Origin of the sequence: Enterobacter cloacae complex sp. 302F9, from assembly GCF_050030335.1 — a bacterium.
GTDB classification, from domain to species: Bacteria; Pseudomonadota; Gammaproteobacteria; order Enterobacterales; family Enterobacteriaceae; genus Enterobacter; species Enterobacter hormaechei_C.
In genome coordinates this window covers 1924771-1949037 of record NZ_JBLGUC010000001.1, presented here as the reverse complement: position 1 = coordinate 1949037, position 24267 = coordinate 1924771, and the positions used below count along the sequence as shown (strand labels likewise).

Genomic DNA, 24267 nt, shown 5'->3' with positions numbered 1-24267 from the left:
TTTAACTTTAATCAACCCGCAAGAAAAGCCTGACGTCTATTTTCACCGCCAGGCCCTCCGCACTGCATTTTTATGCAGCGGTTAAATACGTCTGGCCTGCCAGAAATTTTTACGCCAGTAAACATTATCCAGAGAGGAGCGCATCACGCCACGGCTGGTCGAGGCATGAATGAACTGATTATCGGTATCATAGATGCCGACATGAAGGCCGCTTTCACCGGAGCCCGTTTTAAAAAAGACCAGATCGCCGGGCAGGAGCTCGTCTTTATCAATTTCAGTGCCGATTTTCGCCTGCATACGCGTTTCACGCGGAAGCTGGAGGTCAAATTTATCGCGGAAGGTCATCAGCACGAATCCCGAGCAATCCACCCCGCCCCGGCTCATGCCGCCGTAGCGATAAGGTGTGCCGCGCCAGTTGCTGAGCTGATCGTTCAGGCTGGCAATGACCGTAATGGAATCGGAAAGCCGTGGGTTGGGCGGAGGTGCACGATGGCTGCTGCATCCTGCAAGAAAGAGCGCCGCAACAAGGAGAAACCAGAATCGCATTTCAGACGAATCCTCTGCTTTTTTTGTTCTTTCGGTAATTTAGCGTGCATCTATGCAGCTGTGCAAGAAAGGTTATTCCTGCGCCGTGGAAATGAGCATCTTGTGGCCTTCAATATCCAGCCTCCGGAACGACATGTGGTAAGCGCTCGCAAGATTGGCGGCCGTCAGCACGCTGTCGCGCGTTCCGCTGGCAATCAGCTTGCCACGCGCCAGCAACCACACCCGATGCGCGTGGCGCAACGTATGGTTTAAATCATGGCTGCTCATCACAATGGCAATCCCCTTGCGACACAGCGCGCTGAGCAGGGTATCCAGCGCTGCCTGTTGGGCAACGTCCAGCCCACTCATCGGCTCGTCCAGCAGCAGCAACCGCCCGTGAGGATTTCCCGCCGGATGGATCTGAAGGATAACGGCCGCCAGACGCACGCGCTGCCACTCGCCGCCGGAAAGCTGATTTGCCTGCCGGGTAAGCTTGTCGTCTAACCCGAGTGCCGCAGCAACCTCGTTGAGCAATCCCACCTGATTTTTGTCAGGCAGATGCAGCGTCAGGTAGTGCCAGACGGGCATCGCAAAGGGCGGAACCTGCTGCTGAACCAGATAGCTTCGACGGGAGGCAAGTGTAGCGGGTAGCCAGTCGACGAGCGATTGCCCGAGAAAGGTAATCTTTCCTTCCCCGGTGGTCAGCCCCGCCATGCACGCCAGTAGCGTGCTTTTTCCGGCGCCGTTTGGCCCAACCAGGTGAAGGATTTCACCTGCGTTGACTTCGGCGGTAACAGGCTCAAGACGCCCCTTGCCGGCAACGTCCGTGAGCTGCATCAGCAGCGTCATTATTTTGCCAGCGCCAGCTTAATTGATTCCATCACGATAGGATCTTCAGGCGTCATGTCAGGCGAAAAACGCTGCACGACCTGACCGTCACGGCCAATCAGGAATTTTTCGAAGTTCCACAGAATATCATCCGGATAGAGCGGCGCGCGGCCTTTACTTGCCATACGCTCATAGAAACCACTCTCTTCAGGCGCAACGGCGGTCGGCGCCGCGGCCACCAGTTTGGCATACAGCGGATGACGATTTTCCCCGTTCACATCAATTTTGCTGAACATCGGGAACGTCACGCCATAGGTTGTGCTGCAAAAGGTCTTAATCTCCTCTTCGCTGCCCGGCTCCTGGCCCAGGAACTGGTTGCACGGGAAGCCGAGTACGGTAAAGCCGTCTTTTTCCCAGGCTTTATGAATGTTTTCCAGCTGTTCATACTGCGGCGTAAGGCCACATTTCGACGCCACGTTCACGATGAGCAGCACCTTGCCCTTGTAGCCTTCCAGCGTGGTTTTCTCGCCGTCAATGGTCGTCACTTCGGTATTCAGAATATCAGACTGCATAGCATTCCCTCAGGTTGACTTACAGGTTGTGTTTTAACGTCCAGCTTTTAATAGTAGCCAGATAAAGACCGGCGCGCCCAGCGTTGCGGTCACCACGCCTATGGGCAACTCAGCGGCCGTCAGGGCGAGCCGGGCGATGATATCGGCAACCAGCAGCGTTGCCGCCCCGGCAACCGCCGAGGCCGGGAGCAGGGTTCGGTGGTCCGTAATGCCGCACAGGCGCAGCATATGCGGGATCACCAGCCCAATAAAGCCAATCGCCCCCGCCAGCGCCACGCTTACGCCTACCATCCAGCCAATGGCGATAACCAGCACGTTGCGCCAGAATCCAATCGGCATCCCGAGCTGGCGAGCAGACGTTTCGCCCAGCGCGAGAATATTAAGAGGCTGCGCCTGGAACGCCGTCCACAGGATGACCGGGATCAGGAGCACCATCAGCCACCCCTGACGCCAGTCAACACCCCCAAATCCCCCCATCATCCAGTACATTAGCTGGCGCAGATCGAAGGAGGTGGAGAAGTAGACGGCCCAGGTCATCAGCGCACTACAGATGATCCCCAACGCTACCCCGGCAAGCAGCAGCCGACTGGTGGATAAGTGGCGGCGGGCAAAGCGCAGAAGGATAAGGGTTATCAACAGCGCGCCAAGGATGGCGCTGAGGCTAATCCCCCAGCCGGAGAGCTCGCCTCCCCCCAGCATCACGGCGGCGATAAGCCCGACGCCTGCGCCATTCGAGACCCCGAGAAGCCCGGGTTCCGCCAGAGGGTTTTCAAATAATGCCTGCATGATCGTGCCGCACAGCGCCAGCGCAGCGCCGACTAAAAGGACAGCCAACGTCCGCGGCAGGCGGATCTGCCAGACAAAGAGCTGTCCTTCAGGCGTAAACCAGCTTTCCGGCCCCAGCCACCGATCGCCCGCACACAGGCTGACGGTGGTGGCGACAATCAACAGCACCCCGAGCAGACACAGGCGGCGAAGATCGGAGCGGTGCTGGCGGCGGGCAAGATCAAGCATAGACGATAGGTTATCCGGTTGAGATATCATTGATTTTACGGCGGGTTTAGCAAATAGCGCAAAGAAAAAAGGCCGCGTGAGCGGCCTTTTTAGTTAGTTCATATTACTCTGCTTTGGGCGTTGCGTTTTCGACACGGCTTTTTAACTTCTGTCCGGGTCTGAAGGTCACCACGCGGCGGGCTGTAATGGGAATATCTTCCCCCGTCTTCGGGTTACGGCCCGGACGTTGGTTTTTGTCTCGCAAATCAAAATTGCCAAAACCGGAGAGTTTAACCTGCTCACCATTTTCCAGAGCACGACGGATCTCTTCGAAAAACAGCTCTACCAGCTCTTTGGCATCCCGTTTGCTAAGCCCAAGCTTATCAAACAGATATTCTGACATTTCAGCTTTTGTAAGCGCCATAGGTTCAATCCCTCAATGATGCCTGGAATCGCTCTTTTAATGCCTCTACACATTTGGCGACGGTAGCGGCAATCTCCTCTTCTTCGAGTGTACGGCTGGTATCCTGAAGGATAAGGCTAATAGCGAGGCTCTTGAAACCTTCTGCTACGCCCTTGCCGCGGTACACGTCAAATAAGTTTACGCCAACTACCTGATTTACGCCAACTTTCTTACATTCGGCCAAAATATCTGCTGCGGGCACATTTTCAGCGACCACAACCGCGATATCACGGCGGTTTGCCGGGAAGCGGGAGACGTCCTGCGCCTGAGGAATGACGCGGTCTGCAACCGGGTTCCACTCCAGTTCGAATACGATGGTACGGCCATTCAGATCCAGCTTACGTTCCAGTTCCGGGTGAACAACCCCAATGAAACCAACACGTTTGCCGTCTAAATAGATCGCCGCACTCTGACCCGGATGCAGGGCTGGAATCGCTTCTGCGCGGAATTCAATTTCGGATAATTTACCGGTCAGATCGAGAATCGCTTCCAGATCGCCCTTCATATCGTAGAAATCAACCGTCCCTTTTGCCAGGTCCCAGTGCTCTTCAAAGCGGTTACCGCTGATGGCGCCGGCCAGCATGAGATCCTGACGGATGCCTAAATTCGCCTGAGTATCCGGTACAAAGCGCAAACCGCTTTCGAAAATACGCACGCGGTTTTGCTGACGGTTCTGGTTATAAACGATAGTACCCAGCAGCCCCGTCCACAGGGACAGACGCATCGCTGACATCTCGCTGGAAATCGGGCTTGGCAGGATCAGCGCTTCCTGACCCGGGTGGATCAGCTGTTGCAGCTTAGGATCAACGAAGCTGTAGGTGATCACTTCCTGGTAGCCTTTGTCGTTCAGCATGGTTTTCACACGCTTCAAAGACAGATCGGCCTCGCGATGGCTGCCCATCACCAGACCCGCCTGCACCGGCTCGTCAGGGATGTTGTTGTAGCCGTAAACGCGGGCCACTTCTTCCACCAGATCTTCCTCGATCTCCATGTCAAAACGCCAGGACGGCGCAACGGCTTTCCACTCGTCCTGACCCTCAGTAACTTCGCAGCCCAGACGCGTCAGAATGTCGGTCACCTGCGCATCGGCAACGTGGTGACCAATCAGACGATCCAGTTTGCTGCGGCGCAGGGTAATGGTCGCACGCTTCGGCAGCGTCGCTTCGTTGGTCACATCGATAACCGGACCCGCTTCGCCGCCGGAGATGTCGATCAGCAGGCGAGTCGCACGCTCCATCGCTTTGTATTGCAGCGCAGGATCCACGCCACGCTCGTAGCGGTGAGAAGCATCAGTGTGCAGACCGTGACGGCGTGCGCGGCCGGTGATGGAGAGCGGGCTGAAGAACGCGCATTCCAGCAGGACGTTTTGCGTCTCGTCGTTGACGCCAGAGTGCTCGCCGCCGAAGATCCCGCCCATCGCCAGCGCTTTGTTGTGATCGGCAATCACCAGGGTGTCAGCGTTCAGTTTCGCTTCGCTGCCGTCCAGCAGAACCAGGGTTTCGCCCTCTTTCGCCATGCGCACGACGATCCCACCTTCGATACGATCTTTATCAAAGGCGTGCATTGGCTGGCCCAGCTCCAGCAGAACATAGTTGGTGACGTCGACGACCGCATCGATAGAACGGATACCGCAGCGACGCAGTTTCTCTTTCATCCACAGCGGGGTTGGCGCTTTAACGTTAATACCTTTCACCACACGACCGAGGTAGCGTGGGCAGGCCTCAGGCGCGTCTACCTGTATCGGCAGCACGTCACTGATGGTTGCCTCAACCGGAGCGATCTCCGGCACGTTCAGTTCAGTCTGGTTGAGCACGGCCACGTCGCGGGCCACACCGATGATGCCTAAACAGTCAGCACGGTTTGGCGTTACGCTGATTTCGATGGTGTTGTCATCAAGCTTCAGGTATTCGCGGATATCCGTACCAACTGGCGCATCCTGCGGCAGTTCAATAATGCCGGAGTGATCGTCGGAAATACCCAGTTCGGAGAAGGAGCACAGCATGCCTTCAGACGGCTCACCGCGCAGCTTAGCCGCTTTGATTTTGAAATCGCCCGGCAGCACCGCACCGACGGTCGCCACGGCCACTTTCAGGCCCTGACGGCAGTTTGGCGCACCGCAGACGATATCCAGCAGACGGTCACCGCCCACATTGACTTTTGTTACGCGCAGTTTGTCAGCGTTAGGGTGCTGACCGCATTCAACCACTTCGCCCACGACCACGCCGGTGAAGGCGCCAGAAACCGGCTCTACACCGTCAACTTCCAGACCCGCCATGGTGATCTGGTTGGAAAGCGCGTCGCTGTCCAGCGTGGTGTTCACCCATTCGCGTAACCACAGTTCACTGAATTTCATTGTTCTGTCCTGCCCTTATTTAAACTGTTTGAGGAAACGCAGATCGTTTTCGAAGAACGCACGTAAATCGGTTACGCCGTAGCGCAGCATGGTCAGACGCTCCATACCCATACCGAACGCAAAGCCGGAATACACTTCCGGATCGATACCCACGTTGCGCAGCACGTTTGGATGCACCATGCCGCAGCCCAGCACTTCCAGCCATTTGCCGTTTTTACCCATCACGTCAACTTCCGCAGACGGTTCGGTGAACGGGAAGTAGGACGGGCGGAAGCGAACCTGCAAATCTTCCTCAAAGAAGTTGTTCAGGAAATCGTGCAGCGTGCCTTTCAGGTTGGTAAAGCTGATGTTTTTATCAACAATCAGACCTTCCATCTGGTGGAACATTGGGGTGTGGGTCTGATCGTAGTCGTTACGGTATACGCGACCCGGCGCGATGATGCGGATTGGCGGCTCCTGCTCCTTCATGGTACGGATCTGAACGCCGGAAGTCTGAGTACGCAGCAGACGGGTAGCGTCAAACCAGAAAGTGTCGTGGTCAGCACGTGCCGGATGATGGCCAGGAATGTTCAGGGCATCGAAGTTGTGGTAATCATCTTCAATTTCCGGGCCAGTCGCCACGGTAAAGCCGAGCTCACCGAAGAAACTTTCAATACGATCGATAGTACGAGTCACCGGATGCAGACCGCCGTTTTCAATACGACGACCCGGCAGAGAAACGTCAATCGTTTCTGCCGCCAGACGCGCATTCAGTACTGCGCTTTCCAGCTCGGCTTTACGCGCGTTCAGCGCCTGCTGTACCTGCTCTTTGGCTTCGTTAATCACTGCACCGGCTGCCGGGCGCTCCTCTGCTGGCAGTTCACGCAGGGTAGTCATCTGAAGGGTCAAATGCCCTTTCTTGCCCAGATATTCGACGCGGACATTGTCTAACGCGGCAACATCTGAGGCCTGGTTAATGGCGGCCGTTGCACTGGCAACCAGCTCTGCGAGATGTGACATGGTTTTCCTCATTATGTCGGTGCAGACACCGAATTGTTGGACGTATTCTCTTAACTTCAGGCACAAAAAAAGCCTCCATCGGGAGGCTTATCTGGCGCTGTTTTTCGTTTCATCTTTCACGCGCTAGCCTCCTGAAGTCAGGTGCTAAAGTAAAAGAAGAAGCGGAAAATAGCAGCATTCATGCTTGCGTTACCTTGTAGGGTAAAAACCGTTAGACCTTATTGAAAAGCCTGCACGGATAAATGTCAATCTTCTGATGGTGTTAAATGAAAAGAGGAGGCAAAGCCCCCTCTCTCAACTGGCTTATGCCAGTGCTGCTTTCGCTTTTTCGACCAGAGCGGTGAACGCTACTTTGTCGAATACTGCGATGTCAGCCAGGATCTTACGGTCGATTTCAACAGAGGCTTTTTTCAGGCCGTTGATGAATTTGCTGTAAGAAATACCGTTCTGACGTGCTGCTGCGTTGATACGCGCAATCCACAGTTGACGGAACTGACGCTTACGCTGACGACGGTCACGGTAAGCGTACTGACCTGCTTTGATAACAGCCTGGAAGGCAACGCGGTATACGCGTGAACGCGCACCGTAGTAGCCTTTAGCTTGTTTCAAAATTTTCTTGTGACGTGCACGTGCAATTACACCACGTTTTACGCGAGCCATGTGTGCTCTCCTGTATCTATTCTAAGTTAAAAAAGTTAAACGTTAACGACTTATGCGTACGGCAGGCACGCGATGACCAGGCCCAGATCGCCTTTAGAAACCATGGCTTTTGGACGCAGGTGACGTTTACGCTTGGTAGCTTTCTTAGTCAGAATGTGACGCAGGTTAGCGTGCTTGTGCTTAAAACCACCTTTACCGGTTTTTTTGAAGCGCTTAGCAGCACCGCGTACGGTCTTAATTTTTGGCATTTTAATAACTTCCACTTCGCATTGTTAAATAAACGAAACATAGGCGAACAAAACCTATGGGGCCCGAAGGCTCCACAGATTTTGCTGCTTGAAGGCCTTACTGTTTCTTCTTAGGAGCGAGCACCATGATCATCTGGCGGCCTTCGATCTTCGTAGGGAAGGATTCGACTACTGCCAGTTCACTCAGATCGTCACGGACGCGGTTAAGCACTTCCATACCAATCTGTTGGTGGGCCATCTCACGACCGCGGAAACGCAGCGTGATCTTGGCCTTATCGCCATCTTCCAGAAAGCGAATCAGGCTGCGGAGTTTTACCTGATAATCGCCATCGTCGGTACCAGGACGGAATTTAATTTCCTTAACCTGGATAACTTTTTGCTTCTTCTTCTGTTCCTTAGAAGACTTACTCTTTTCATAAAGGAACTTGCCGTAGTCCATGATACGACAAACTGGCGGTTCGGCGTTAGGGCTGATTTCAACTAAATCTACTCCAGCTTCTTCAGCCTTTTCGATCGCTTCTCTCAGACTCACAATCCCCAGCTGCTCGCCTTCCAGACCTGTTAAGCGAACTTCCTGGGCGCGAATCTCGCCATTGATACGATTCGGACGTGCCGTTTGAACTCGTTTTCCGCCTTTAATACCTTATTCCTCCAGTTGTTGAAGACTGCGGCTGCGAATCTCTTGTTGCAGCTTCTCAATCACTTCACTTACGTCCAGGCTCCCCAGGTCTTTACCACGGCGGGTGCGAACGGCAACTTTGCCTGCTTCCACCTCTTTATCACCACAGACCAACATATACGGGACACGACGTAAAGTGTGCTCGCGGATTTTAAAGCCAATCTTCTCATTTCTCAAGTCTGCTTTTACGCGAATGCCCGCATTTTGTAGTTTCTGCGTCAATTCTTTAACGTAATCCGCCTGAGAATCGGTAATGTTCATCACCACTACCTGCACTGGCGCAAGCCAGGTTGGGAAGAAGCCCGCGAACTCTTCGGTCAGGATGCCGATGAAGCGCTCCAGTGAACCGAGAATCGCACGGTGAATCATAACCGGCACCTGACGCTCGTTGTCTTCGCCAACATAAGAGGCGCTTAAACGCTGCGGCAGGGAGAAGTCCAGCTGTACCGTTCCGCACTGCCATGCGCGATCGAGGCAGTCATACAGGGTAAATTCAATTTTCGGACCGTAGAATGCGCCCTCGCCCAGCTGGTATTCGAACGGAATACCGTTCTCTTCCAGCGCGACGGCGAGATCCGCCTCTGCGCGATCCCATGTCTCATCGCTGCCGATACGTTTTTCCGGACGCGTTGAGAGTTTGACCACGATCTTCTCGAAGCCAAAGGTGCTGTACATATCGTAGACCATACGAATACAGGCGTTAACTTCTTCACGGACCTGATCTTCAGTACAGAAGATATGCGCATCATCCTGAGTAAAGCCACGAACACGCATCAGACCGTGCAGCGCACCTGATGGCTCGTTACGGTGGCAGCTACCGAATTCCGCCATACGCAGCGGCAGATCGCGGTAGGATTTCAGACCCTGGTTGAAGATCTGAACGTGGCCCGGGCAGTTCATTGGCTTGATGCAGTATTCACGGTTCTCAGACGAAGTGGTGAACATCGCATCTTTGTAGTTGTCCCAGTGGCCGGTTTTTTCCCACAGCACACGGTCCATCATGAACGGGCCTTTCACTTCCTGGTACTGGTACTCTTTCAGCTTGGAGCGCACGAACGTTTCCAGTTCACGGAAGATAGTCCAGCCGTCGTTATGCCAGAACACCATCCCCGGCGCTTCTTCCTGCATATGATACAGGTCAAGCTGCTTACCGATTTTACGGTGGTCACGCTTAGCCGCCTCTTCCAGGCGTTGCAGGTACGCGTTCAGGGCCTTCTTATCGGCCCACGCGGTACCATAAATACGCTGCAACATTTTGTTGTTGCTGTCGCCACGCCAGTAAGCGCCTGCGATTTTCATCAGTTTGAAGTGATGACAGAAGCGCATGTTCGGCACGTGCGGTCCACGGCACATGTCGACGTATTCCTGGTGATGGTACAAGCCAGGCTTGTCATCATGAGCGATGTTTTCATCAAGAATCGAGACTTTGTAGCTCTCGCCGCGCTTCACGAAGGTTTCACGCGCTTCGTGCCAGCTGACTTTCTTCTTAATGACGTCATAGTTGGTTTCGGCGAGCTCGTGCATTCGTTTCTCGAGCGCGTCGATATCTTCCTGAGTCAGGGTGTGGTCAAGGTCAACGTCGTAGTAGAAACCGTTGTCGATAACCGGGCCGATCGCCATTTTGGTGTTTGGCCACAGCTGCTTAATAGCATGGCCTAACAGGTGCGCACAGGAGTGACGAATGATCTCCAGACCTTCTTCGTCTTTCGCGGTGATGATCGCAAGCGTTGCATCGCTTTCAATCAGATCGGACGCGTCTACCAGCTCACCGTTTACGCGACCTGCGATGGTTGCTTTTGCAAGTCCAGGACCGATATCCAGGGCAACATCCATTGGGCTAACAGCATGGTCGAAATGGCGTTGGCTGCCATCAGGAAGAGTAATTACAGGCATTTTATATCCTTATTTGCAGTGATGCCCCACACATAAGAGCATATACAAAGAAAATAATCGTGATTAAACAGTAGATTACGAAACCATCTGACCAACAATCGTCAAATTGGTTCGTCATCATGCACCTGCCGATTCAGATAAATGCGAATTTACGGCAAGCAGGGTAATGGTAACACTATTGAAAGGGCGAATGCACCTTCTGCGACCGTTTGAACCGTTCATCCTTTTGTCTGCATTCATGAACTTTTGCTGACGGAGGCTCGCAATCCGAAAGTGCTGAGCTATTCTTGACTTGGTCCTTAAACATCGAAGGGGTATCACATGAATGTATCCAGCAGAACCGTTGTGATATTGAATCTACTTTCCGCTGCTTGCCTGGTATTGATTCTGTCTGACAGATTCCATTGGTTTTAAGCCGAACCGGTGTTCCGGCATAACCTATTGTCCAGGGTTGAGCGCTTTCTGGCGCAGATTTTGGTAGACTAAGGGTATCAACTGACAAGGATTAGGTTATGCCAACAAAAAGATTTGCCGTGAAGCACTGGAAAATGGTCGTGGTGTTAATTGCTATTTGCGGCGCGATGTTGCTGCTGCGCTGGGCCGCAATGATCTGGGGCTAATATTTTGTCAGCGAAAACGTGCCATGAATTTACTGAATAAATCTTAACTATCTTTACGATAATTTATGGTCCAAAACCGGTACGTCATAATCCGGTTTTCGACAGGCTGTGACAGCGTATATATTCCGTCACACGTGGCAGTTGAAATATCAGGACCACTCACCCGCCACCAGCTTGTGTACATCAAATGCATCATTCATTGACTGGCCGGTAGACTGAGAGCCAGGGGCAATGTTGGAGCCTGCTTCTACATCCGAGGCTTTAGCGATCCCGATTGGGCTGTTAACGTCACTGGCAGGTTGCGTCATATTATCAGCAGCAAATACGCCAAATGAAAGTGCGGAAAGCACCATCGCTGCTGTAGCGGTTTTGATTTTTTTCATAATTTTATTCTCATACTTATTTAATGCGATATGCCTGAGGCGAGTTTTTCGCCTGTGCCGTAAGTGTAGATCTGGATCACATTCTTGCCTAGTCAAATTATTTATCAATTCGTGTCAAATAAACTGAATAAGCCCTGGTCGGCTAATTATGGAGAAATTATGAAGATGAAACCAGACCCATTATTTTAAAACGCCGTTTAATATAAATAAGCACAGTTTCAGAAAATAAAAAACGGGCCGAGAATAATCCCGGCCCGACGATATTACATTTTATAACCTAAAGAAATCGTGGTTCGGCGATCGGTATGTTCCGGCGCAGAATCAGGTGGGGATGAGTTCCAGGTTACGTTGTACGCCACCTTGAGTCCAAAGTGTTCGTTGATGGCCACATTCAACGCACTTTCTGAGTTCAGCGTTGTATCTTCAGCACCAAACACCGACACACCCTGGGTGAATTTTGCGTTGTCCGTCATCTGCCATGCATAGGTGCCCGATGCATAACCCAGCGGCTGGGTTTCATCTTCGCCGTTGGTGTACTCGTCGTAACGGACACCCGGACCGAATTCAAAACGCAGGCTGTGCACCGGCCCATTGAGGAACTGACGACCATAACCCGCAGTCACGACATCACGCTGGCGATAGCCGTTGTAGCGGTCAGTCAGCCAACTCGCCTGCCCGAACAGGTAGTCATAATCGGTCATGTTGTATCGGCTACGTCCGCCTACCGCGTATTTCTCCGATGAGCGTTGATCGTTAGCAGAGGTGTTGCTGGCATTTCCCCACAGCGACCAGGCCGTGGTGTTGCCGTACCAGGTCAGGGTGCTGTCTGCGGTCAGGGAGGAGCTTTTCGTATTACCGGATTGCGCCAGATACCCGGCATTCACGTTACCTTCAAAGGGTTTTTTGGCAGTGGAGGGATCGTCCATGACAGTAAAAACGGTATCATCGGCGGTTGCATTCAGTGACGCAAATACGCCACCCGCCAGCATCAGTGCTGCGGGTACTGTCTTCAAAAGCTTCATTTTATTTAAGGAGTCCGTACAACATAAAAAGAGACCGTCACGGTCTCGGAAACTTTCTTGCGGATCAATGACAAGGCGACCATAGAAAGGTAACAAATTATAAAAAGCCGCAAATAACATAGCAATATTTTCTTCTTTCATTTTTTGAATAAGAACGATCCCAAAACGTGTTTTATTTTATATGCCCGGCGCAGGTTATTTGTCAGCATTCATATTTAAAATCATACTGTTATTTACGTTGCCTTCCTGCCAAACGGTGCCAGGCTTAAAAGAACCCATGATAAAAGGAGGTCATGATGGCTTCGATTTATACGCTGACACTCTCCCCTTCCCTCGACTCCGCGACCATGACGCCGCAAATCTACCCGGAAGGTAAGCTGCGCTGTAGCGCGCCGGTGTTTGAGCCGGGCGGCGGCGGCATCAACGTGGCGCGCGCTATTACCCATCTCGGCGGAAAAGCCACCGCCATCTTCCCCGCTGGCGGCGCCACGGGAGAGCATCTGGTTGCGTTGCTGGCAGATGAACAGGTGGCCGTAGACACCGTCGATGCTAAAGACTGGACCCGGCAGAACCTGCATGTCCATGTTGAATCCAGCGGCGAGCAATATCGTTTTGTGATGCCGGGGGCGAAATTAAGCGATGATGAGTTTCGTCAACTGGAAGAGAAAGTGCTGACCATTGAAAGCGGCTCATTACTGGTGATCAGCGGTAGCCTGCCGCCGGGCGTCAAAACAGAAAAACTGACGGCGCTGGTTCAGGCGGCGCTCCAGCGCGGCATCCGCTGCATTGTCGATAGCTCGGGCGAAGCCCTGAAGGCGGCGTTAGAACCCGGACAACTTGAACTCGTTAAACCTAACCAGAAAGAGCTCAGTGCCCTGGTTAATCGAGAACTCAGCCAGCCTGATGACGTTCGTACTGCCGCAGAAGAGCTGGTACGTACGGGCAAAGCGCATCGCGTTGTGGTCTCTCTCGGTCCTCAGGGTGCGCTGGCCGTCGACAAGACGGGCTTTGTACAGGTTGTGCCACCGCCGATGAAAAGCCAGAGCACCGTGGGTGCCGGTGACAGTATGGTTGGCGCGATGGTGCTGAAGCTAGCGCAGGGCGCTTCGCTTCTGGAGATGGCACGCTATGGCGTCGCGGCAGGGAGTGCAGCCACCATAAACCAGGGAACGCGTCTGTGTTCGCTTGCGGATACCCAGAAAATTGTCGATTACCTGGCGAGAAGCTGAACCTGCTTCCCCTTCCCATGGAGGGGGAAGTCGCTAAACAGGGCATATCGACTATGCTAAGAAAACTTTCAGGATAACAACGAGGTGAATTATGAGCAGTGGTGATATCACCCGCTACGTCGTAACCGTGAATATTCATGAGGCGTCGCTGACCGAACTGAATGAACTCAACAACGCGTTCACGCGCGCCAATTTTCTGCTCACGCTGACGGACGATGAGGGCAATATTCACGATCTCGGCTCACTGGCATTTGGCCTGATAAGCCCGCTGAGTCAGGAAGAGGTGAAGGCGCTGGCCAGTAGTCTGGTGGAAAGCGTGACTGACAAAGCCACGGAAATTGATGTGGATAGCTGGGAAAACTGGCATAAAAAAGAACAATAAGTGCCCTGTACAAAATTAAACCGCTCAGTTGTGCGTTAGTTCCTGTTTTTTTATAGCCGTTTTGCGCTAACTTTATGATCTGGCAGACAACATGGGAGAGACATCATGTGGCAGGCTATCAGTCATCTTTTAAGTGAGCAGCTGGGTGAAGGTGAAATTGAACTGCGTAACGAACTGCCAGGCGGAGAGATCCATGCCGCATGGCATTTACGTTACGCCGGGCGCGATCTTTTCGTTAAATGTGATGAGCGTGAATTGCTCCCCATTTTTACTGCCGAAGCCGATCAGCTTGAGCTGTTATCGCGCAGTAAAACAGTCACCGTTCCGCAGGTTTTAGCCGTCGGTAGCGATCGTGACTATAGCTTTCTGGTGATGAACTATCTCCCCGCGCGCCCTCTGGATGCGCACAACGCCTTTATTCTCGGGCAACAGATCGCCCGTTTGCACCAGTGGAGCGATCAACCTCAGTTCGGGCTCGATTTTGATAACGATCTCTCCACTACCCCACAGCCAAACGCATGGCAGCGCCGCTGGTCGACCTTTTTCGCCGAGCAGCGCATCGGCTGGCAGCTGGAGCTGGCCGCTGAAAAGGGATTAGCGTTCGGCAACATCGACGCGATTGTTGAACACATTCAGCAGCGTCTGGCTTCGCATCAGCCTCAGGCTTCCCTTCTGCACGGAGATTTATGGTCAAACAACTGTGCACTTGGGCCTGATGGTCCCTATATATTTGACCCGGCCTGCTATTGGGGCGACAGAGAATGTGACCTCGCAATGCTGCCGTTGCACCCTGAACAGCCGCCGCAAATTTATGATGGCTATCAGTCTGTTTCGCCGTTACCTGCGGGTTTCCTTGATCGTCAGCCGGTTTATCAGCTGTACACCTTGATAAACCGGGCTATTTTGTTTGGCGGGAGTCATCTGGTGAATGCCCAGCGGGCGCTGGACCGCATTCTGGCGGCATAGCGGGAGGGGGCGGCTTCACGCCCCTTCCCTTAGGATTTACAGGAAGCCAAGCAGCGTAAAGAAGAAATACCCGGCCACAATGATAATGACCGGCAGGATGTAGAGCGGGAAAAACTGCACAAAAATGGTATGCCGCGGAACGACAATGCGCGATTCGATCTGCTCGCGGCTCATCCCGTCAGGGCCTTTCGCCTTCTCAAGGATCAGCTGGTCTTCCACCCCTTCGCGCAAAAAGCGGGTCTGGCGACTCATGCGCGCGCCGGAGGCCTGCAACGCCATCGCGATAAATATCAACGCATAGATTATCCAGAAACCGACATTCAGCTGGTGGTGAAAATCCGGCGTGGGCGAGTTGAACCAGAAGACGTTCAGGAACGGGGTGTTAAACCGCATCATCTCAATCATGACGTGCGCAAAATCAAGCATGACGGCATTGATGCCCGGCTGTTTTTCGCTGTGATCGTACATAAATTTGAGTACGGAGATCAGCGTTGAAATCAGGGCGGGAATGAAAATAACCCAACCAGCAATACGTTTTAAGACCGCGATGCGTCCAGCTTGTTGATACGTCATTAGTTCCTCTTCATAAAGACGCGTTATTTGTGCCTAAGTCTACCTGCTGTCGGTCATTTTCGCCCGCTCTTTGAATGCAATATGCTAAATTGCTTGTGCTTAGCACCGTTTGTCTTACCCCCAAGATAAGGAGATGTTGTAATGTCGACCCCGCGCCAGATACTTGCCGCTATTTTTGACATGGATGGATTGCTGATTGATTCCGAACCCCTGTGGGATCGGGCTGAACTGGACGTGATGGCCAGCCTCGGCGTCGATATCAGTCGTCGTAACGAGCTTCCCGATACCCTGGGGCTGCGCATCGATATGGTGGTTGACCTCTGGTATGCCCACCAGCCATGGGTTGGCCCGGATCGCGACGAAGTAACGGCGCGCATTATCAACCGCGCTATCTCCCTCGTAGAAGAGTATAAGCCGCTGTTGCCGGGCGTACGCGACGCTATCGCCCTGTGCAAGGCGCAAGGGCTGAAAGTGGGGCTGGCCTCCGCCTCACCGCTGCATATGCTGGAAAAAGTGCTGACGATGTTCGGGCTGCGCGACAGCTTCGACGCGCTGGCCTCGGCCGAAAAGCTTCCTTACAGCAAGCCACATCCGCAGGTATATATGGACTGCGCCGCGAAACTGGGGCTGGATCCACTTACCTGTGTGGCGCTGGAAGATTCGGTTAACGGCATGGTGGCGTCCAAAGCCGCACGTATGCGCTCCATCGTTGTGCCGGCTGAAGAAGGCCGACACGATCCCCGTTTTGCCCTCGCAGACGTCAGGCTGACGTCTCTTGAAGAATTGACTGCCCGCCATCTGCGCGGGGAGTAACGCTCTTTCAGGCAGCTTCGGCTGCCTGCCCCGCCAAATCAAAACAACGTTTTACTTTATTTGCTTTTCTCATTCCAGACTCCTATTCTTACGTGCAGAATGACAATAACCTGACTTCTGAGGCGCGTATGATACTGGATGCTTTTACTCTGGCAGGAAAAGTGGCGATGGTGACCGGGTGCGATACCGGTCTGGGGCAAGGTATGGCCATTGCCCTCGCCCAGGCAGGATGCGATATCGTGGGGGTTAACCGCAAGGTTCCTGACGAAACGGCAGCGCGCGTTACGTCGCTGGGACGACGCTTTATCGCGATTCGCACCGATCTTGGCAAGCAGGAGAGTATTCAGAGCGTGGTGGATACCGCAGTCGCTGAGATGGGCCGCATCGATATTCTGGTTAACAATGCCGGCACCATCCGCCGTGCCGATGCGCTGGAATTTAGCGAGAAGGACTGGGACGAGGTCATCGATCTCAATCTGAAATCGGTCTTTTTCCTCTCTCAGGCAGTGGCGAAACAGTTTATCGCGCAGGGTCAGGGCGGCAAGATTATTAACATTGCCTCCATGCTCTCCTTCCAGGGCGGCATCCGGGTGCCCTCCTATACGGCGTCCAAAAGCGGCGTGCTGGGCCTCACCCGCCTGCTGGCGAACGAATGGGCAACGCTGGGCATTAATGTGAATGCTATTGCGCCGGGTTATATGGCGACCAATAACACCCGGCAGCTTCGCGATGATGAGCAGCGCAGCCAGGCGATCCTCGACCGTATTCCGGCGGGTCGCTGGGGTCTGCCGGAGGATTTACAGGGTCCGGTGGTGTTCCTGGCCTCATCGGCCTCTGATTACGTTAACGGCCATACCCTCGCCGTAGACGGTGGCTGGCTGGCGCGCTAACCGCGCGTTTGTGACAAAGAGTTACACCGTCACCTCTTTCACACACTGTATAAAAACCCTATACTGTATGAATCGACAGTTTACCGGGTTTTATCATGACGGCGGAAGGCCACCTGCTTTTTTCACTTGCCTGTGCAGTGTTTGCCAAAAACGCTGAACTGACCCCTGTGCTGGCACAGGGGGACTGGTGGCATATTGTCCCTTCCGCCGTGCTGACCTGCCTGCTGCCGGACATAGATCATCCAAAGTCATTCCTTGGCCAGCGGCTGAAGTGGATTTCAAAACCCATCGCCAGAGCCTTTGGTCATCGCGGGTTTACCCACAGCCTGCTGGCCGTATTCGGCCTGCTTACACTCTTCTATTTGAAGGTTCCGGAGAGCTGGATCGTCCCGGCGGATGCCATTCAGGGCATGGTGCTCGGCTACTTAAGCCATATCCTCGCCGATATGCTGACGCCAGCGGGCGTACCGCTGCTCTGGCCCTGCCGCTGGCGTTTCCGTCTGCCAATCCTCGTGCCGCAAAAAGGCAACCAGCTGGAGCGCGTTCTGTGTATGGCGCTGTTTGCGTATGCCGTGTGGATGCCGCAGACATTGCCCGAAAATGGTGCAGTGCGCTGGTCATCGCAAATGATCAACTCGCTACAATTTCAGTTCAATCGTTTTATTAATCACCAGATTGAACATTAAACCGACAATATAATCACTTTTGTCATAAACCATTCCATATGGATATAAGCGCGACATCACACTTCTGATAACCTTGCGCCAACAGGTTCGGTAAAAACCGACCGTATAATAAATCAGGAGAACGGGGATGAATTTTCCACTCATCGCGAACATTGTTGTGTTCGTCGTATTGCTATTGCTTCTCGCCCAGGCTCGCCACAAACAGTGGAGCCTGGCGAAAAAGGTACTGGTCGGTCTGGTCATGGGCGTGGTGTTTGGCCTGGCCTTACACGCCATTTACGGCTCCGATAGCCCGGTACTGAAAGATTCCATTCAGTGGTTCAACATTGTCGGTAACGGCTATGTACAGCTGCTGCAAATGATCGTTATGCCGCTGGTATTCGCCTCTATTCTGAGCGCCGTAGCCCGCCTGCATAATGCCTCTCAACTGGGTAAAATCAGTTTCCTGACCATTGGTACCCTGCTCTTCACCACGCTGATTGCGGCGCTGGTGGGTGTGCTGGTAACCAATCTGTTTGGCCTGACTGCTGAAGGTCTGGTGCAGGGTAGCGCTGAAACCGCGCGTCTGACGGCGATTGAGACCAACTACGTGGGTAAAGTGGCCGATCTGACCGTTCCGCAGATGGTGCTCTCCTTCATTCCGAAGAACCCGTTCGCTGACCTGACCGGTGCAAGCCCAACCTCCATTATCAGCGTGGTGATCTTCGCGGCATTCCTGGGCGTGGCTGCGCTCAAGCTGCTGAAGGACGATTCGCCGAAAGGCGAGCGCGTTCTGACAGCCATCGATACCCTGCAAAGCTGGGTGATGAAGCTGGTGCGTCTGGTCATGCAGCTGACGCCGTACGGTGTCCTGGCGCTGATGACCAAAGTCGTGGCAGGCTCTAACCTGCAAGACATCATCAAGCTTGGCAGCTTTGTGATCGCCTCTTATCTGGGGCTGGGCATTATGTTTGTGGTGCACGGTATCCTGCTGGGCGTGAACGGCGTTAGCCCGCTGAAATATTTCCGCAAAGTCTGGCCGGTGCTGACCTTCGCCTTCACCAGCCGTTCCAGCGCGGCATCTATCCCGCTGAACGTGGAAGCACAGACCCGTCGTCTGGGCGTACCGGAGTCTATCGCCAGCTTCTCGGCCTCCTTTGGCGCCACCATCGGGCAGAACGGCTGTGCGGGTCTCTACCCGGCGATGCTGGCCGTGATGGTTGCCCCAACCGTGGGGATTAACCCGCTGGATCCGGTCTGGATTGCGACGCTGGTGGGTATCGTGACCATTAGCTCCGCCGGTGTTGCGGGCGTGGGCGGCGGCGCGACCTTCGCTGCGCTGATCGTTCTGCCTGCGCTGGGACTGCCGGTGACGCTGGTTGCCCTGCTGATCTCTGTTGAACCGCTGATCGATATGGGGCGTACCGCCCTGAACGTGAGTGGCTCAATGACCGCCGGTACCCTGACCAGCCAGTGGCTGAAGCAGACCGACAAAACGATTCTCGACAGTGAAGAAGATGCGGAACTGGCCCATCGTTAATCACGGCTGAAATAAAAAAACCGCCTGCGGGCGGTTTTTTTATGGCTGTTATTCTTCAACCTCTTCATCCTGGCGGGTCTGCACAGCCCATCGCTGCGCCGATTCCGGCACCGTAAACGCAGGGGAGCGACGGAAGTGCTCGCCAATCAGCACGAAGGCAACGTATTTACCCCGTAACATCCAGACATCGCGAAAACCATCCACTTTCAGGGCATGGTCAGGCGGCGCGGGTTCAACGCGGGGCACATAGCTAATAACCTGGCGGTTTTGTTGACGAAGAGGTTTCATAAGCGACGGGTTCACTAAAGCAAATTCTTAAAGCAGGAAATTTCTATCATAGCCGATTCTCCCCCCACCCGTCGCGCCTGACGTGAGGCAGATGGCTCCTTTCGCTAATCACTTATCTGAAAACGCTTAGTTCGCCTGCTAATTCATCACATTGTTCTATCCTTAATAGGGTTTTCAGGAACGAACAAAGGAGAATCGTGCAATGTCGAACAATGATAAACCACATCAAGCCCCTATTCATGGCACCGAAGAATCTCAACCGGGAATGGACTCACTCGCCCCTGCGGATGGCTCTCATAAACCGTCGCCGGGCCTGTCCGCGCCGGGCGAGCAACCTACTGCACCGGGAAGCGTGAAGTCGCCCGATACGGATAACGAGAAGTTAAAATCTCTCGACCCGCACCGCAAAGGGGGTGAAGGCTATGCGCTGACCACCAATCAGGGCGTGCGTATCGCCGATGACCAGAACTCCCTGCGCGCCGGAACGCGCGGCCCGACGCTGCTGGAAGATTTCATCCTGCGGGAAAAAATCACCCATTTCGACCATGAGCGTATTCCTGAGCGTATCGTTCACGCTCGCGGCTCCGCGGCGCACGGCTATTTCCAGCCGTACAAGAGCCTGAAGGCGATCACGAAGGCGGATTTCCTTTCCGATCCGAACAAAATCACACCGGTATTTGTGCGCTTCTCTACCGTACAGGGCGGCGCGGGTTCGGCCGATACGGTGCGTGATATCCGCGGCTTCGCCACCAAATTCTATACCGAAGAGGGCATTTTCGACCTCGTCGGGAATAACACCCCGGTTTTCTTCATTCAGGATGCGCATAAGTTCCCTGACTTTGTCCATGCGGTAAAACCAGAGCCACACTGGGCCATACCGCAGGGACAAAGTGCGCATGACACCTTCTGGGACTACGTCTCCCTGCAACCGGAAACCCTTCACAACGTGATGTGGGCGATGTCTGACCGGGGGATCCCACGCAGCTATCGCACCATGGAAGGGTTTGGTATTCATACCTTCCGTCTGATTAACGCTGAAGGTAAAGCGACGTTTGTGCGTTTCCACTGGAAACCGGTCGCGGGGAAAGCATCCCTGGTGTGGGATGAAGCACAGAAGCTGACCGGGCGCGATCCTGACTTCCACCGTCGCGAACTGTGGGAATCCATTGAAGCCGGTGATTTCCCGGAATACGAGCTGGGATTACAGCTGATCCCGGAAGAGGACGAGTTCAGATTCGACTTCGACCTGCTCGACCCAACCAAGCTTATTCCTGAAGAGCTGGTGCCGGTTCAGCTGGTGGGCAAAATGGTGCTTAACCGCAACCCGGATAACTTCTTCGCGGAGAATGAGCAGGCTGCGTTCCACCCGGGCCATATTGTGCCGGGGCTGGATTTCACCAACGATCCGCTGCTACAGGGCCGTCTGTTCTCTTACACCGATACGCAGATCAGCCGTCTCGGTGGACCGAACTTCCACGAAATTCCTATCAACCGTCCGACCTGCCCGTACCATAACTTCCAGCGTGACGGGATGCATCGCCAGGATATCGATACCAACCCGGCGAACTACGAGCCAAACTCCATTAACGATAACTGGCCGCGTGAAACCCCGCCGGGGCCAAAACGTGGCGGATTTGAGTCGTATCAGGAGCGCGTGGACGGAACAAAAATTCGCGAGCGCAGCCCGTCATTCGGCGAATATTACGCTCAGCCTCGCCTGTTCTGGAACAGCCAGACCCCGATTGAACAGCAGCACATTATCGGCGGTTTCAGCTTTGAGCTGAGCAAAGTGGTGCGTACCTACATTCGCGAGCGCGTGGTCGACCATCTGGCGCATATTGATATCCAGCTTGCTCAGGGCGTGGCGAATAATCTCGGCATCACGCTGACTGACGAGCAATGCCATGCCGCACCGCCAAAAGACGTGAACGGGCTGAAGAAGGATCCGTCCCTGAGCCTGTACGCGGTACCTGGCGGGTCAATTAAAGGCCGCGTAGTGGCTATCCTGCTGAATGATAAACCGCGCGCCAGCGACGTGCTGGGGATCATGAAGGCGCTCAAAACCCAGGGCGTACATGCCAAACTGCTTTACTCCCGCATGGGTGAAGTGACAGCCGACGATGGCTCTGTCCTGCCAATTGCCGCGACCTTCGCCGGGGCACCGTCGCTGACGGTTGACGCGGTGATTATGCCGTGCGGCGACGTTGAGAGCCTGCTCGGTAACGGTGATGCCGCCTATTATCTGCTGGAAGCCTATAAGCACCTGAAGCCAATCGCCCTGGCAGGCGATGCGCGGAAGTTTAAATCTCTGCTGAAGGTACCGGATCAAGGGGAAGAAGGCATTGTCGAAGGTGATAACATTGACGATGCGTTTATGACCCGGTTGTTTGACCTGCTTGCCGCGCACCGTGTGTGGTCGCGCAGCAGCAAGACCGACCAGATACCGGCGTAAAAAAAAGCCGGGTGGCGCTGCGCTTACCCGGCCTACATTTCGATTGCTTTTGTAGGCCCGGTAAGGCGAAGCCGCCACCGGGCTTTAACTCAAAGATCCCTGAACGTCCCCAGACGATACCCACGCTCGGCAATCGCGTACTTCAACGACGCCGACGTCAGCACATCCAGTTCTGCCAGACGCGGCCAGCAGTAGGCGCTCTTACGTACGATGTTATCGACAAACGCCGGGTGCGCCATTACCTCAAGCGAGCGCTCCCCTTTTGCGGCGGAGTCATCCAGCACCTTCAGGAACAGCGCTTCGTCGATCTCGTCGCCATAAAATGCGCTGCTGAACGCCTCCGTTGACGTCACCGCGACGTCCGGCAGCCCGCGCACCTCACGATCCACGCGCATCGCCACGCCTCTACGTTGCGCAAACTCTGCCACAAGCGGGAAAATCGCCGGGATCATATGCACATGATGATGGCTGTCAATATGGGTAGGCTCGCGGCCAAACACATCCACAAAGCGGTTAAACTGGCAATCCAGCTCGCGGGCAATCTCATCGAGCGGCAGAGCGTCCTGCTCGGCCATTTCCCAAATCCATTTCCCCAGCTGGCCGTCGCGCGTCAGGCCCGGCATTGGCGAAAGGGGCAACCCAAGCGTCAGCACAAAGTGCATGCCCACGCCCAGCTCGGGCAGCTCACGGCTTAACTGCGCCGCATGTTCCACCGCCTCACCGTTGATGAGCGCTGTTGTAGAGGTCACGACGCCCCGGCGACAGGCTTCAATAATGCCGTAGTTCTGCCCTTTTGACAGGCCAAAATCATCGGCATTGACGATCAGCAGGTTTTCCATCGCGCCTCCTCTTAACGGTGTGTGAGTTTCAGTTTCTCAACCGTTGCAGCAAAGTTTGGCAGCCATTTTTCATGCGCCAGGATCATCTCACTCGCGAGTTTTTCAGCGTCACGGTCAGAATGCACCAGCGGGCTGAGGTTCAGCGCCAGCAGCACGTCATTCAGTTCGCCGCTCAGGGCCGCATTGCTCGCCGCCACTTCAAAGCCTTTGATGGTGTGAATCAGGCCCATCACCTTATCATCGAAGTGGGTAATGCGGGGATGCGGTTTTGCACCCTCGCGCCCAAGAATGCAGGTCATCTCAACGGCCCAGTCTGCCGGGATATTGTCGATGTGCCCATGATGGGGAACGTTCACATAGTGCTCGGCCTGCTTGTCATTGTAAATGGCGTTAATCACTTCACACGCGGCATCCGAATAGTATGCCCCGCCGCGCTGCTCCAGCTCTTTCGGTTTGACGTTCAGGTTCGGATCTCTATACAAATCAAAAAGCTGCTTCTCTACTTTCTGTACAACCTGAGCGCGTGCGCCACCTTTGTAGTATTCGCCCATTTCAATGGCCAGCATCTCTTTCTGCTTAAAGTAGTAGAGCAGATACGAGCACGGCAGCAGATTCAGGGAGCGGATCAGCCCTTCGCTGAACGGCAGATCGAAAATGTTTTTCACCGAGGCCGCGGTCAGGCGACCAGAGGCGACGCCGTCGAGCAGTTCCGCAAAGCGCGATTGCCCGTTCACTATCACATCTTTGATAAAGACCATGTGATTCAGGCCGAACAGATCAATGGAGAGATCATCGTTATCGCTCAGTTCCAGTACATCGCGGATGAACATCTTCATGCCAATCGGAATATTGCAGACGCCGATAAAGCGTTTGAAACCGGTGTGGCGATAGACTGCCTCGGTGACCATCCCGGCCGGGTTGGTAAAGTTGATCACCCAGGCGTTCGGGCAGATCTCCTCCACGTCTTTAATGATGTCAAAAATGACCGGAATAGTACGCAGGCCTTTAAACAGGCCACCTGCCCCGTTGGTTTCCTGGCCCAGATAACCGTGGCTCAGCGGAATGCGCTCGTCCAGCTCACGCGCCTTCAGCTGGCCGACGCGCAGCTGCGTGGTCACGAAGTCAGCATCTTTCAGTGCCAGGCGGCGATCCAGCGTTTTATGCACGGTTAAGGGCACGCCCGCTTTTTCAACCATGCGTTTGCACAGTTCAAAAATAATATTCAGCTTCTCCTGACCTTCTTCAACATCCACCAGCCATAATTCGCTGACCGGTAATTCATGATACCGTTTCAGGAAACCTTCAAGTAATTCCGGGGTATAGCTGCTGCCGCCACCAATGGTTACGACTTTTAATTTCTGTTGCATAATATCTCCCTTAGCGTATCAGGTT

The 24267-nt window shown here is 54.1% G+C and carries 28 protein-coding genes and 1 other annotated feature; of the genes, 10 read left to right on the top strand and 18 right to left on the bottom strand.

Annotated features, from left to right (window positions below; all coding sequences use genetic code 11):
* Positions 1 to 81: 81 nt before the first annotated feature.
* The 12 genes from ACQG0T_RS09330 to thrS all read right to left on the bottom strand — a co-directional run bounded on the left by ACQG0T_RS09330 (position 82) and on the right by thrS (position 10213).
* Positions 82 to 546, bottom strand: a complete 465-nt coding sequence (locus ACQG0T_RS09330; RefSeq protein ID WP_015570730.1) for an NlpC/P60 family protein — start codon at positions 544 to 546, stop codon at positions 82 to 84.
* A 72-nt stretch (positions 547 to 618) separates the two neighbouring features.
* Complete coding sequence (gene btuD, locus ACQG0T_RS09325) at positions 619 to 1374, bottom strand: vitamin B12 ABC transporter ATP-binding protein BtuD (RefSeq protein ID WP_015570731.1); 756 nt, start codon at positions 1372 to 1374, stop codon at positions 619 to 621.
* Positions 1374 to 1925, bottom strand: coding sequence for a glutathione peroxidase (locus ACQG0T_RS09320; RefSeq protein ID WP_022650905.1), 552 nt, complete (start codon positions 1923 to 1925; stop codon positions 1374 to 1376). Before ACQG0T_RS09320 ends, btuD begins: the two co-directional genes overlap by 1 nt.
* Before the next feature lie 33 nt (positions 1926 to 1958).
* The gene (gene btuC / locus ACQG0T_RS09315; protein ID WP_017693588.1) at positions 1959 to 2939 is read right to left on the bottom strand and encodes a vitamin B12 ABC transporter permease BtuC; all 981 of its coding nucleotides are present in this window, start codon (positions 2937 to 2939) and stop codon (positions 1959 to 1961) included.
* Between the two features lie 103 nt (positions 2940 to 3042).
* The gene (ihfA, locus tag ACQG0T_RS09310; RefSeq protein ID WP_003857805.1) at positions 3043 to 3342 is read right to left on the bottom strand and encodes an integration host factor subunit alpha; all 300 of its coding nucleotides are present in this window, start codon (positions 3340 to 3342) and stop codon (positions 3043 to 3045) included.
* Between the two features lie 4 nt (positions 3343 to 3346).
* Positions 3347 to 5734, bottom strand: a complete 2388-nt coding sequence (gene pheT / locus ACQG0T_RS09305) for a phenylalanine--tRNA ligase subunit beta (RefSeq protein ID WP_271040708.1) — start codon at positions 5732 to 5734, stop codon at positions 3347 to 3349.
* Positions 5735 to 5749: 15 nt separating this feature from the next.
* Positions 5750 to 6733, bottom strand: coding sequence for a phenylalanine--tRNA ligase subunit alpha (gene pheS / locus ACQG0T_RS09300; RefSeq protein WP_003857809.1), 984 nt, complete (start codon positions 6731 to 6733; stop codon positions 5750 to 5752).
* A gap of 62 nt (positions 6734 to 6795) precedes the next feature.
* Positions 6796 to 6920, bottom strand: a sequence feature (Phe leader region).
* Positions 6871 to 6915 carry a pheST operon leader peptide PheM gene (gene pheM / locus ACQG0T_RS09295; RefSeq protein WP_001386830.1) on the bottom strand — a complete coding sequence of 15 codons (45 nt, stop codon included), beginning with the start codon at positions 6913 to 6915 and terminating at the stop codon, positions 6871 to 6873. (Overlaps the previous feature by 45 nt.)
* A gap of 116 nt (positions 6921 to 7036) precedes the next feature.
* A complete protein-coding gene (gene rplT / locus ACQG0T_RS09290) occupies positions 7037 to 7393 on the bottom strand; it encodes a 50S ribosomal protein L20 (protein WP_000124850.1) in 357 nt (118 codons plus the stop codon).
* A 50-nt stretch (positions 7394 to 7443) separates the two neighbouring features.
* Positions 7444 to 7641: a 50S ribosomal protein L35 gene (rpmI, locus tag ACQG0T_RS09285; protein ID WP_001124225.1), complete on the bottom strand. Its 198-nt coding sequence runs from the start codon at positions 7639 to 7641 to the stop codon at positions 7444 to 7446.
* A 97-nt stretch (positions 7642 to 7738) separates the two neighbouring features.
* Entirely contained in the window at positions 7739 to 8281 is a 543-nt protein-coding gene (gene infC / locus ACQG0T_RS09280; protein ID WP_023616141.1) for a translation initiation factor IF-3, read from the bottom strand.
* 3 nt (positions 8282 to 8284) lie between these two features.
* Positions 8285 to 10213, bottom strand: a complete 1929-nt coding sequence (gene thrS, locus ACQG0T_RS09275; RefSeq protein ID WP_003857814.1) for a threonine--tRNA ligase — start codon at positions 10211 to 10213, stop codon at positions 8285 to 8287.
* Positions 10214 to 10534: 321 nt separating this feature from the next.
* Here thrS and yncL point away from each other — a divergent pair, with 321 nt between their 5' ends.
* Both yncL and yniD read left to right on the top strand, forming a co-directional pair.
* Positions 10535 to 10627 (top strand): stress response membrane protein YncL, encoded by a 93-nt coding sequence (yncL, locus tag ACQG0T_RS09270; protein ID WP_271040707.1) that lies wholly within the window; start codon positions 10535 to 10537, stop codon positions 10625 to 10627.
* A gap of 98 nt (positions 10628 to 10725) precedes the next feature.
* Entirely contained in the window at positions 10726 to 10833 is a 108-nt protein-coding gene (gene yniD, locus ACQG0T_RS09265; RefSeq protein ID WP_003857815.1) for a small membrane protein YniD, read from the top strand.
* Positions 10834 to 10982: 149 nt separating this feature from the next.
* Here yniD and ACQG0T_RS09260 read toward each other — a convergent pair whose 3' ends face one another.
* Both ACQG0T_RS09260 and ACQG0T_RS09255 read right to left on the bottom strand, forming a co-directional pair.
* The gene (locus ACQG0T_RS09260; protein ID WP_015570736.1) at positions 10983 to 11216 is read right to left on the bottom strand and encodes a hypothetical protein; all 234 of its coding nucleotides are present in this window, start codon (positions 11214 to 11216) and stop codon (positions 10983 to 10985) included.
* 263 nt (positions 11217 to 11479) lie between these two features.
* Entirely contained in the window at positions 11480 to 12238 is a 759-nt protein-coding gene (locus ACQG0T_RS09255; RefSeq protein ID WP_026080717.1) for a DUF481 domain-containing protein, read from the bottom strand.
* Positions 12239 to 12534: 296 nt separating this feature from the next.
* Here ACQG0T_RS09255 and pfkB point away from each other — a divergent pair, with 296 nt between their 5' ends.
* The 3 genes from pfkB to ACQG0T_RS09240 all read left to right on the top strand — a co-directional run bounded on the left by pfkB (position 12535) and on the right by ACQG0T_RS09240 (position 14815).
* A complete protein-coding gene (pfkB, locus tag ACQG0T_RS09250) occupies positions 12535 to 13467 on the top strand; it encodes a 6-phosphofructokinase II (RefSeq protein ID WP_017693589.1) in 933 nt (310 codons plus the stop codon).
* A 91-nt stretch (positions 13468 to 13558) separates the two neighbouring features.
* Positions 13559 to 13849 (top strand): type V toxin-antitoxin system endoribonuclease antitoxin GhoS, encoded by a 291-nt coding sequence (ghoS, locus tag ACQG0T_RS09245; protein ID WP_003857822.1) that lies wholly within the window; start codon positions 13559 to 13561, stop codon positions 13847 to 13849.
* A gap of 105 nt (positions 13850 to 13954) precedes the next feature.
* Positions 13955 to 14815: a fructosamine kinase family protein gene (locus ACQG0T_RS09240; RefSeq protein WP_015570740.1), complete on the top strand. Its 861-nt coding sequence runs from the start codon at positions 13955 to 13957 to the stop codon at positions 14813 to 14815.
* Between the two features lie 36 nt (positions 14816 to 14851).
* Here ACQG0T_RS09240 and ACQG0T_RS09235 read toward each other — a convergent pair whose 3' ends face one another.
* Entirely contained in the window at positions 14852 to 15388 is a 537-nt protein-coding gene (locus tag ACQG0T_RS09235; protein WP_015570741.1) for a YniB family protein, read from the bottom strand.
* A gap of 141 nt (positions 15389 to 15529) precedes the next feature.
* Here ACQG0T_RS09235 and hxpB point away from each other — a divergent pair, with 141 nt between their 5' ends.
* The 4 genes from hxpB to tcyP all read left to right on the top strand — a co-directional run bounded on the left by hxpB (position 15530) and on the right by tcyP (position 19296).
* The gene (gene hxpB, locus ACQG0T_RS09230) at positions 15530 to 16201 is read left to right on the top strand and encodes a hexitol phosphatase HxpB (RefSeq protein ID WP_003857825.1); all 672 of its coding nucleotides are present in this window, start codon (positions 15530 to 15532) and stop codon (positions 16199 to 16201) included.
* A 128-nt stretch (positions 16202 to 16329) separates the two neighbouring features.
* Positions 16330 to 17091, top strand: a complete 762-nt coding sequence (gene kduD / locus ACQG0T_RS09225) for a 2-dehydro-3-deoxy-D-gluconate 5-dehydrogenase KduD (protein WP_271040706.1) — start codon at positions 16330 to 16332, stop codon at positions 17089 to 17091.
* Between the two features lie 95 nt (positions 17092 to 17186).
* The gene (locus ACQG0T_RS09220) at positions 17187 to 17777 is read left to right on the top strand and encodes a metal-dependent hydrolase (RefSeq protein ID WP_015570742.1); all 591 of its coding nucleotides are present in this window, start codon (positions 17187 to 17189) and stop codon (positions 17775 to 17777) included.
* 127 nt (positions 17778 to 17904) lie between these two features.
* The gene (gene tcyP, locus ACQG0T_RS09215) at positions 17905 to 19296 is read left to right on the top strand and encodes a cystine/sulfocysteine:cation symporter (RefSeq protein ID WP_271040705.1); all 1392 of its coding nucleotides are present in this window, start codon (positions 17905 to 17907) and stop codon (positions 19294 to 19296) included.
* Positions 19297 to 19344: 48 nt separating this feature from the next.
* On the opposite strand, the gene cedA is transcribed toward tcyP, so the two are convergent.
* Entirely contained in the window at positions 19345 to 19599 is a 255-nt protein-coding gene (gene cedA, locus ACQG0T_RS09210; RefSeq protein ID WP_071524159.1) for a cell division activator CedA, read from the bottom strand.
* A 187-nt stretch (positions 19600 to 19786) separates the two neighbouring features.
* On the opposite strand from cedA, the gene katE reads away from it, so the two are divergent.
* A complete protein-coding gene (gene katE, locus ACQG0T_RS09205; protein ID WP_252051445.1) occupies positions 19787 to 22036 on the top strand; it encodes a catalase HPII in 2250 nt (749 codons plus the stop codon).
* Positions 22037 to 22125: 89 nt separating this feature from the next.
* On the opposite strand, the gene chbG is transcribed toward katE, so the two are convergent.
* Positions 22126 to 22875, bottom strand: coding sequence for a chitin disaccharide deacetylase (gene chbG, locus ACQG0T_RS09200; protein ID WP_063933351.1), 750 nt, complete (start codon positions 22873 to 22875; stop codon positions 22126 to 22128).
* Positions 22876 to 22886: 11 nt separating this feature from the next.
* Positions 22887 to 24242: a 6-phospho-beta-glucosidase gene (locus ACQG0T_RS09195; RefSeq protein WP_039271046.1), complete on the bottom strand. Its 1356-nt coding sequence runs from the start codon at positions 24240 to 24242 to the stop codon at positions 22887 to 22889.
* Positions 24243 to 24267 lie beyond the last annotated feature (25 nt).

Coding starts and splice junctions, on each gene's coding strand:
- ACQG0T_RS09320 (WP_022650905.1), bottom strand. CDS start 1,925: ATGCAGTCTGATATTCTGAATACCGAAGTGACGACCATTGACGGCGAG.
- ACQG0T_RS09330 (WP_015570730.1), bottom strand. CDS start 546: ATGCGATTCTGGTTTCTCCTTGTTGCGGCGCTCTTTCTTGCAGGATGC.
- ghoS (WP_003857822.1), top strand. CDS start 13,559: ATGAGCAGTGGTGATATCACCCGCTACGTCGTAACCGTGAATATTCAT.
- ACQG0T_RS09260 (WP_015570736.1), bottom strand. CDS start 11,216: ATGAAAAAAATCAAAACCGCTACAGCAGCGATGGTGCTTTCCGCACTT.
- btuD (WP_015570731.1), bottom strand. CDS start 1,374: ATGACGCTGCTGATGCAGCTCACGGACGTTGCCGGCAAGGGGCGTCTT.
- yniD (WP_003857815.1), top strand. CDS start 10,726: ATGCCAACAAAAAGATTTGCCGTGAAGCACTGGAAAATGGTCGTGGTG.
- ACQG0T_RS09235 (WP_015570741.1), bottom strand. CDS start 15,388: ATGACGTATCAACAAGCTGGACGCATCGCGGTCTTAAAACGTATTGCT.
- chbG (WP_063933351.1), bottom strand. CDS start 22,875: ATGGAAAACCTGCTGATCGTCAATGCCGATGATTTTGGCCTGTCAAAA.
- pfkB (WP_017693589.1), top strand. CDS start 12,535: ATGGCTTCGATTTATACGCTGACACTCTCCCCTTCCCTCGACTCCGCG.
- yncL (WP_271040707.1), top strand. CDS start 10,535: ATGAATGTATCCAGCAGAACCGTTGTGATATTGAATCTACTTTCCGCT.
- ACQG0T_RS09255 (WP_026080717.1), bottom strand. CDS start 12,238: ATGAAGCTTTTGAAGACAGTACCCGCAGCACTGATGCTGGCGGGTGGC.
- pheS (WP_003857809.1), bottom strand. CDS start 6,733: ATGTCACATCTCGCAGAGCTGGTTGCCAGTGCAACGGCCGCCATTAAC.
- thrS (WP_003857814.1), bottom strand. CDS start 10,213: ATGCCTGTAATTACTCTTCCTGATGGCAGCCAACGCCATTTCGACCAT.
- btuC (WP_017693588.1), bottom strand. CDS start 2,939: ATGCTTGATCTTGCCCGCCGCCAGCACCGCTCCGATCTTCGCCGCCTG.
- kduD (WP_271040706.1), top strand. CDS start 16,330: ATGATACTGGATGCTTTTACTCTGGCAGGAAAAGTGGCGATGGTGACC.
- rpmI (WP_001124225.1), bottom strand. CDS start 7,641: ATGCCAAAAATTAAGACCGTACGCGGTGCTGCTAAGCGCTTCAAAAAA.
- ihfA (WP_003857805.1), bottom strand. CDS start 3,342: ATGGCGCTTACAAAAGCTGAAATGTCAGAATATCTGTTTGATAAGCTT.
- rplT (WP_000124850.1), bottom strand. CDS start 7,393: ATGGCTCGCGTAAAACGTGGTGTAATTGCACGTGCACGTCACAAGAAA.
- pheT (WP_271040708.1), bottom strand. CDS start 5,734: ATGAAATTCAGTGAACTGTGGTTACGCGAATGGGTGAACACCACGCTG.
- tcyP (WP_271040705.1), top strand. CDS start 17,905: ATGAATTTTCCACTCATCGCGAACATTGTTGTGTTCGTCGTATTGCTA.
- ACQG0T_RS09195 (WP_039271046.1), bottom strand. CDS start 24,242: ATGCAACAGAAATTAAAAGTCGTAACCATTGGTGGCGGCAGCAGCTAT.
- ACQG0T_RS09220 (WP_015570742.1), top strand. CDS start 17,187: ATGACGGCGGAAGGCCACCTGCTTTTTTCACTTGCCTGTGCAGTGTTT.
- ACQG0T_RS09240 (WP_015570740.1), top strand. CDS start 13,955: ATGTGGCAGGCTATCAGTCATCTTTTAAGTGAGCAGCTGGGTGAAGGT.
- hxpB (WP_003857825.1), top strand. CDS start 15,530: ATGTCGACCCCGCGCCAGATACTTGCCGCTATTTTTGACATGGATGGA.
- katE (WP_252051445.1), top strand. CDS start 19,787: ATGTCGAACAATGATAAACCACATCAAGCCCCTATTCATGGCACCGAA.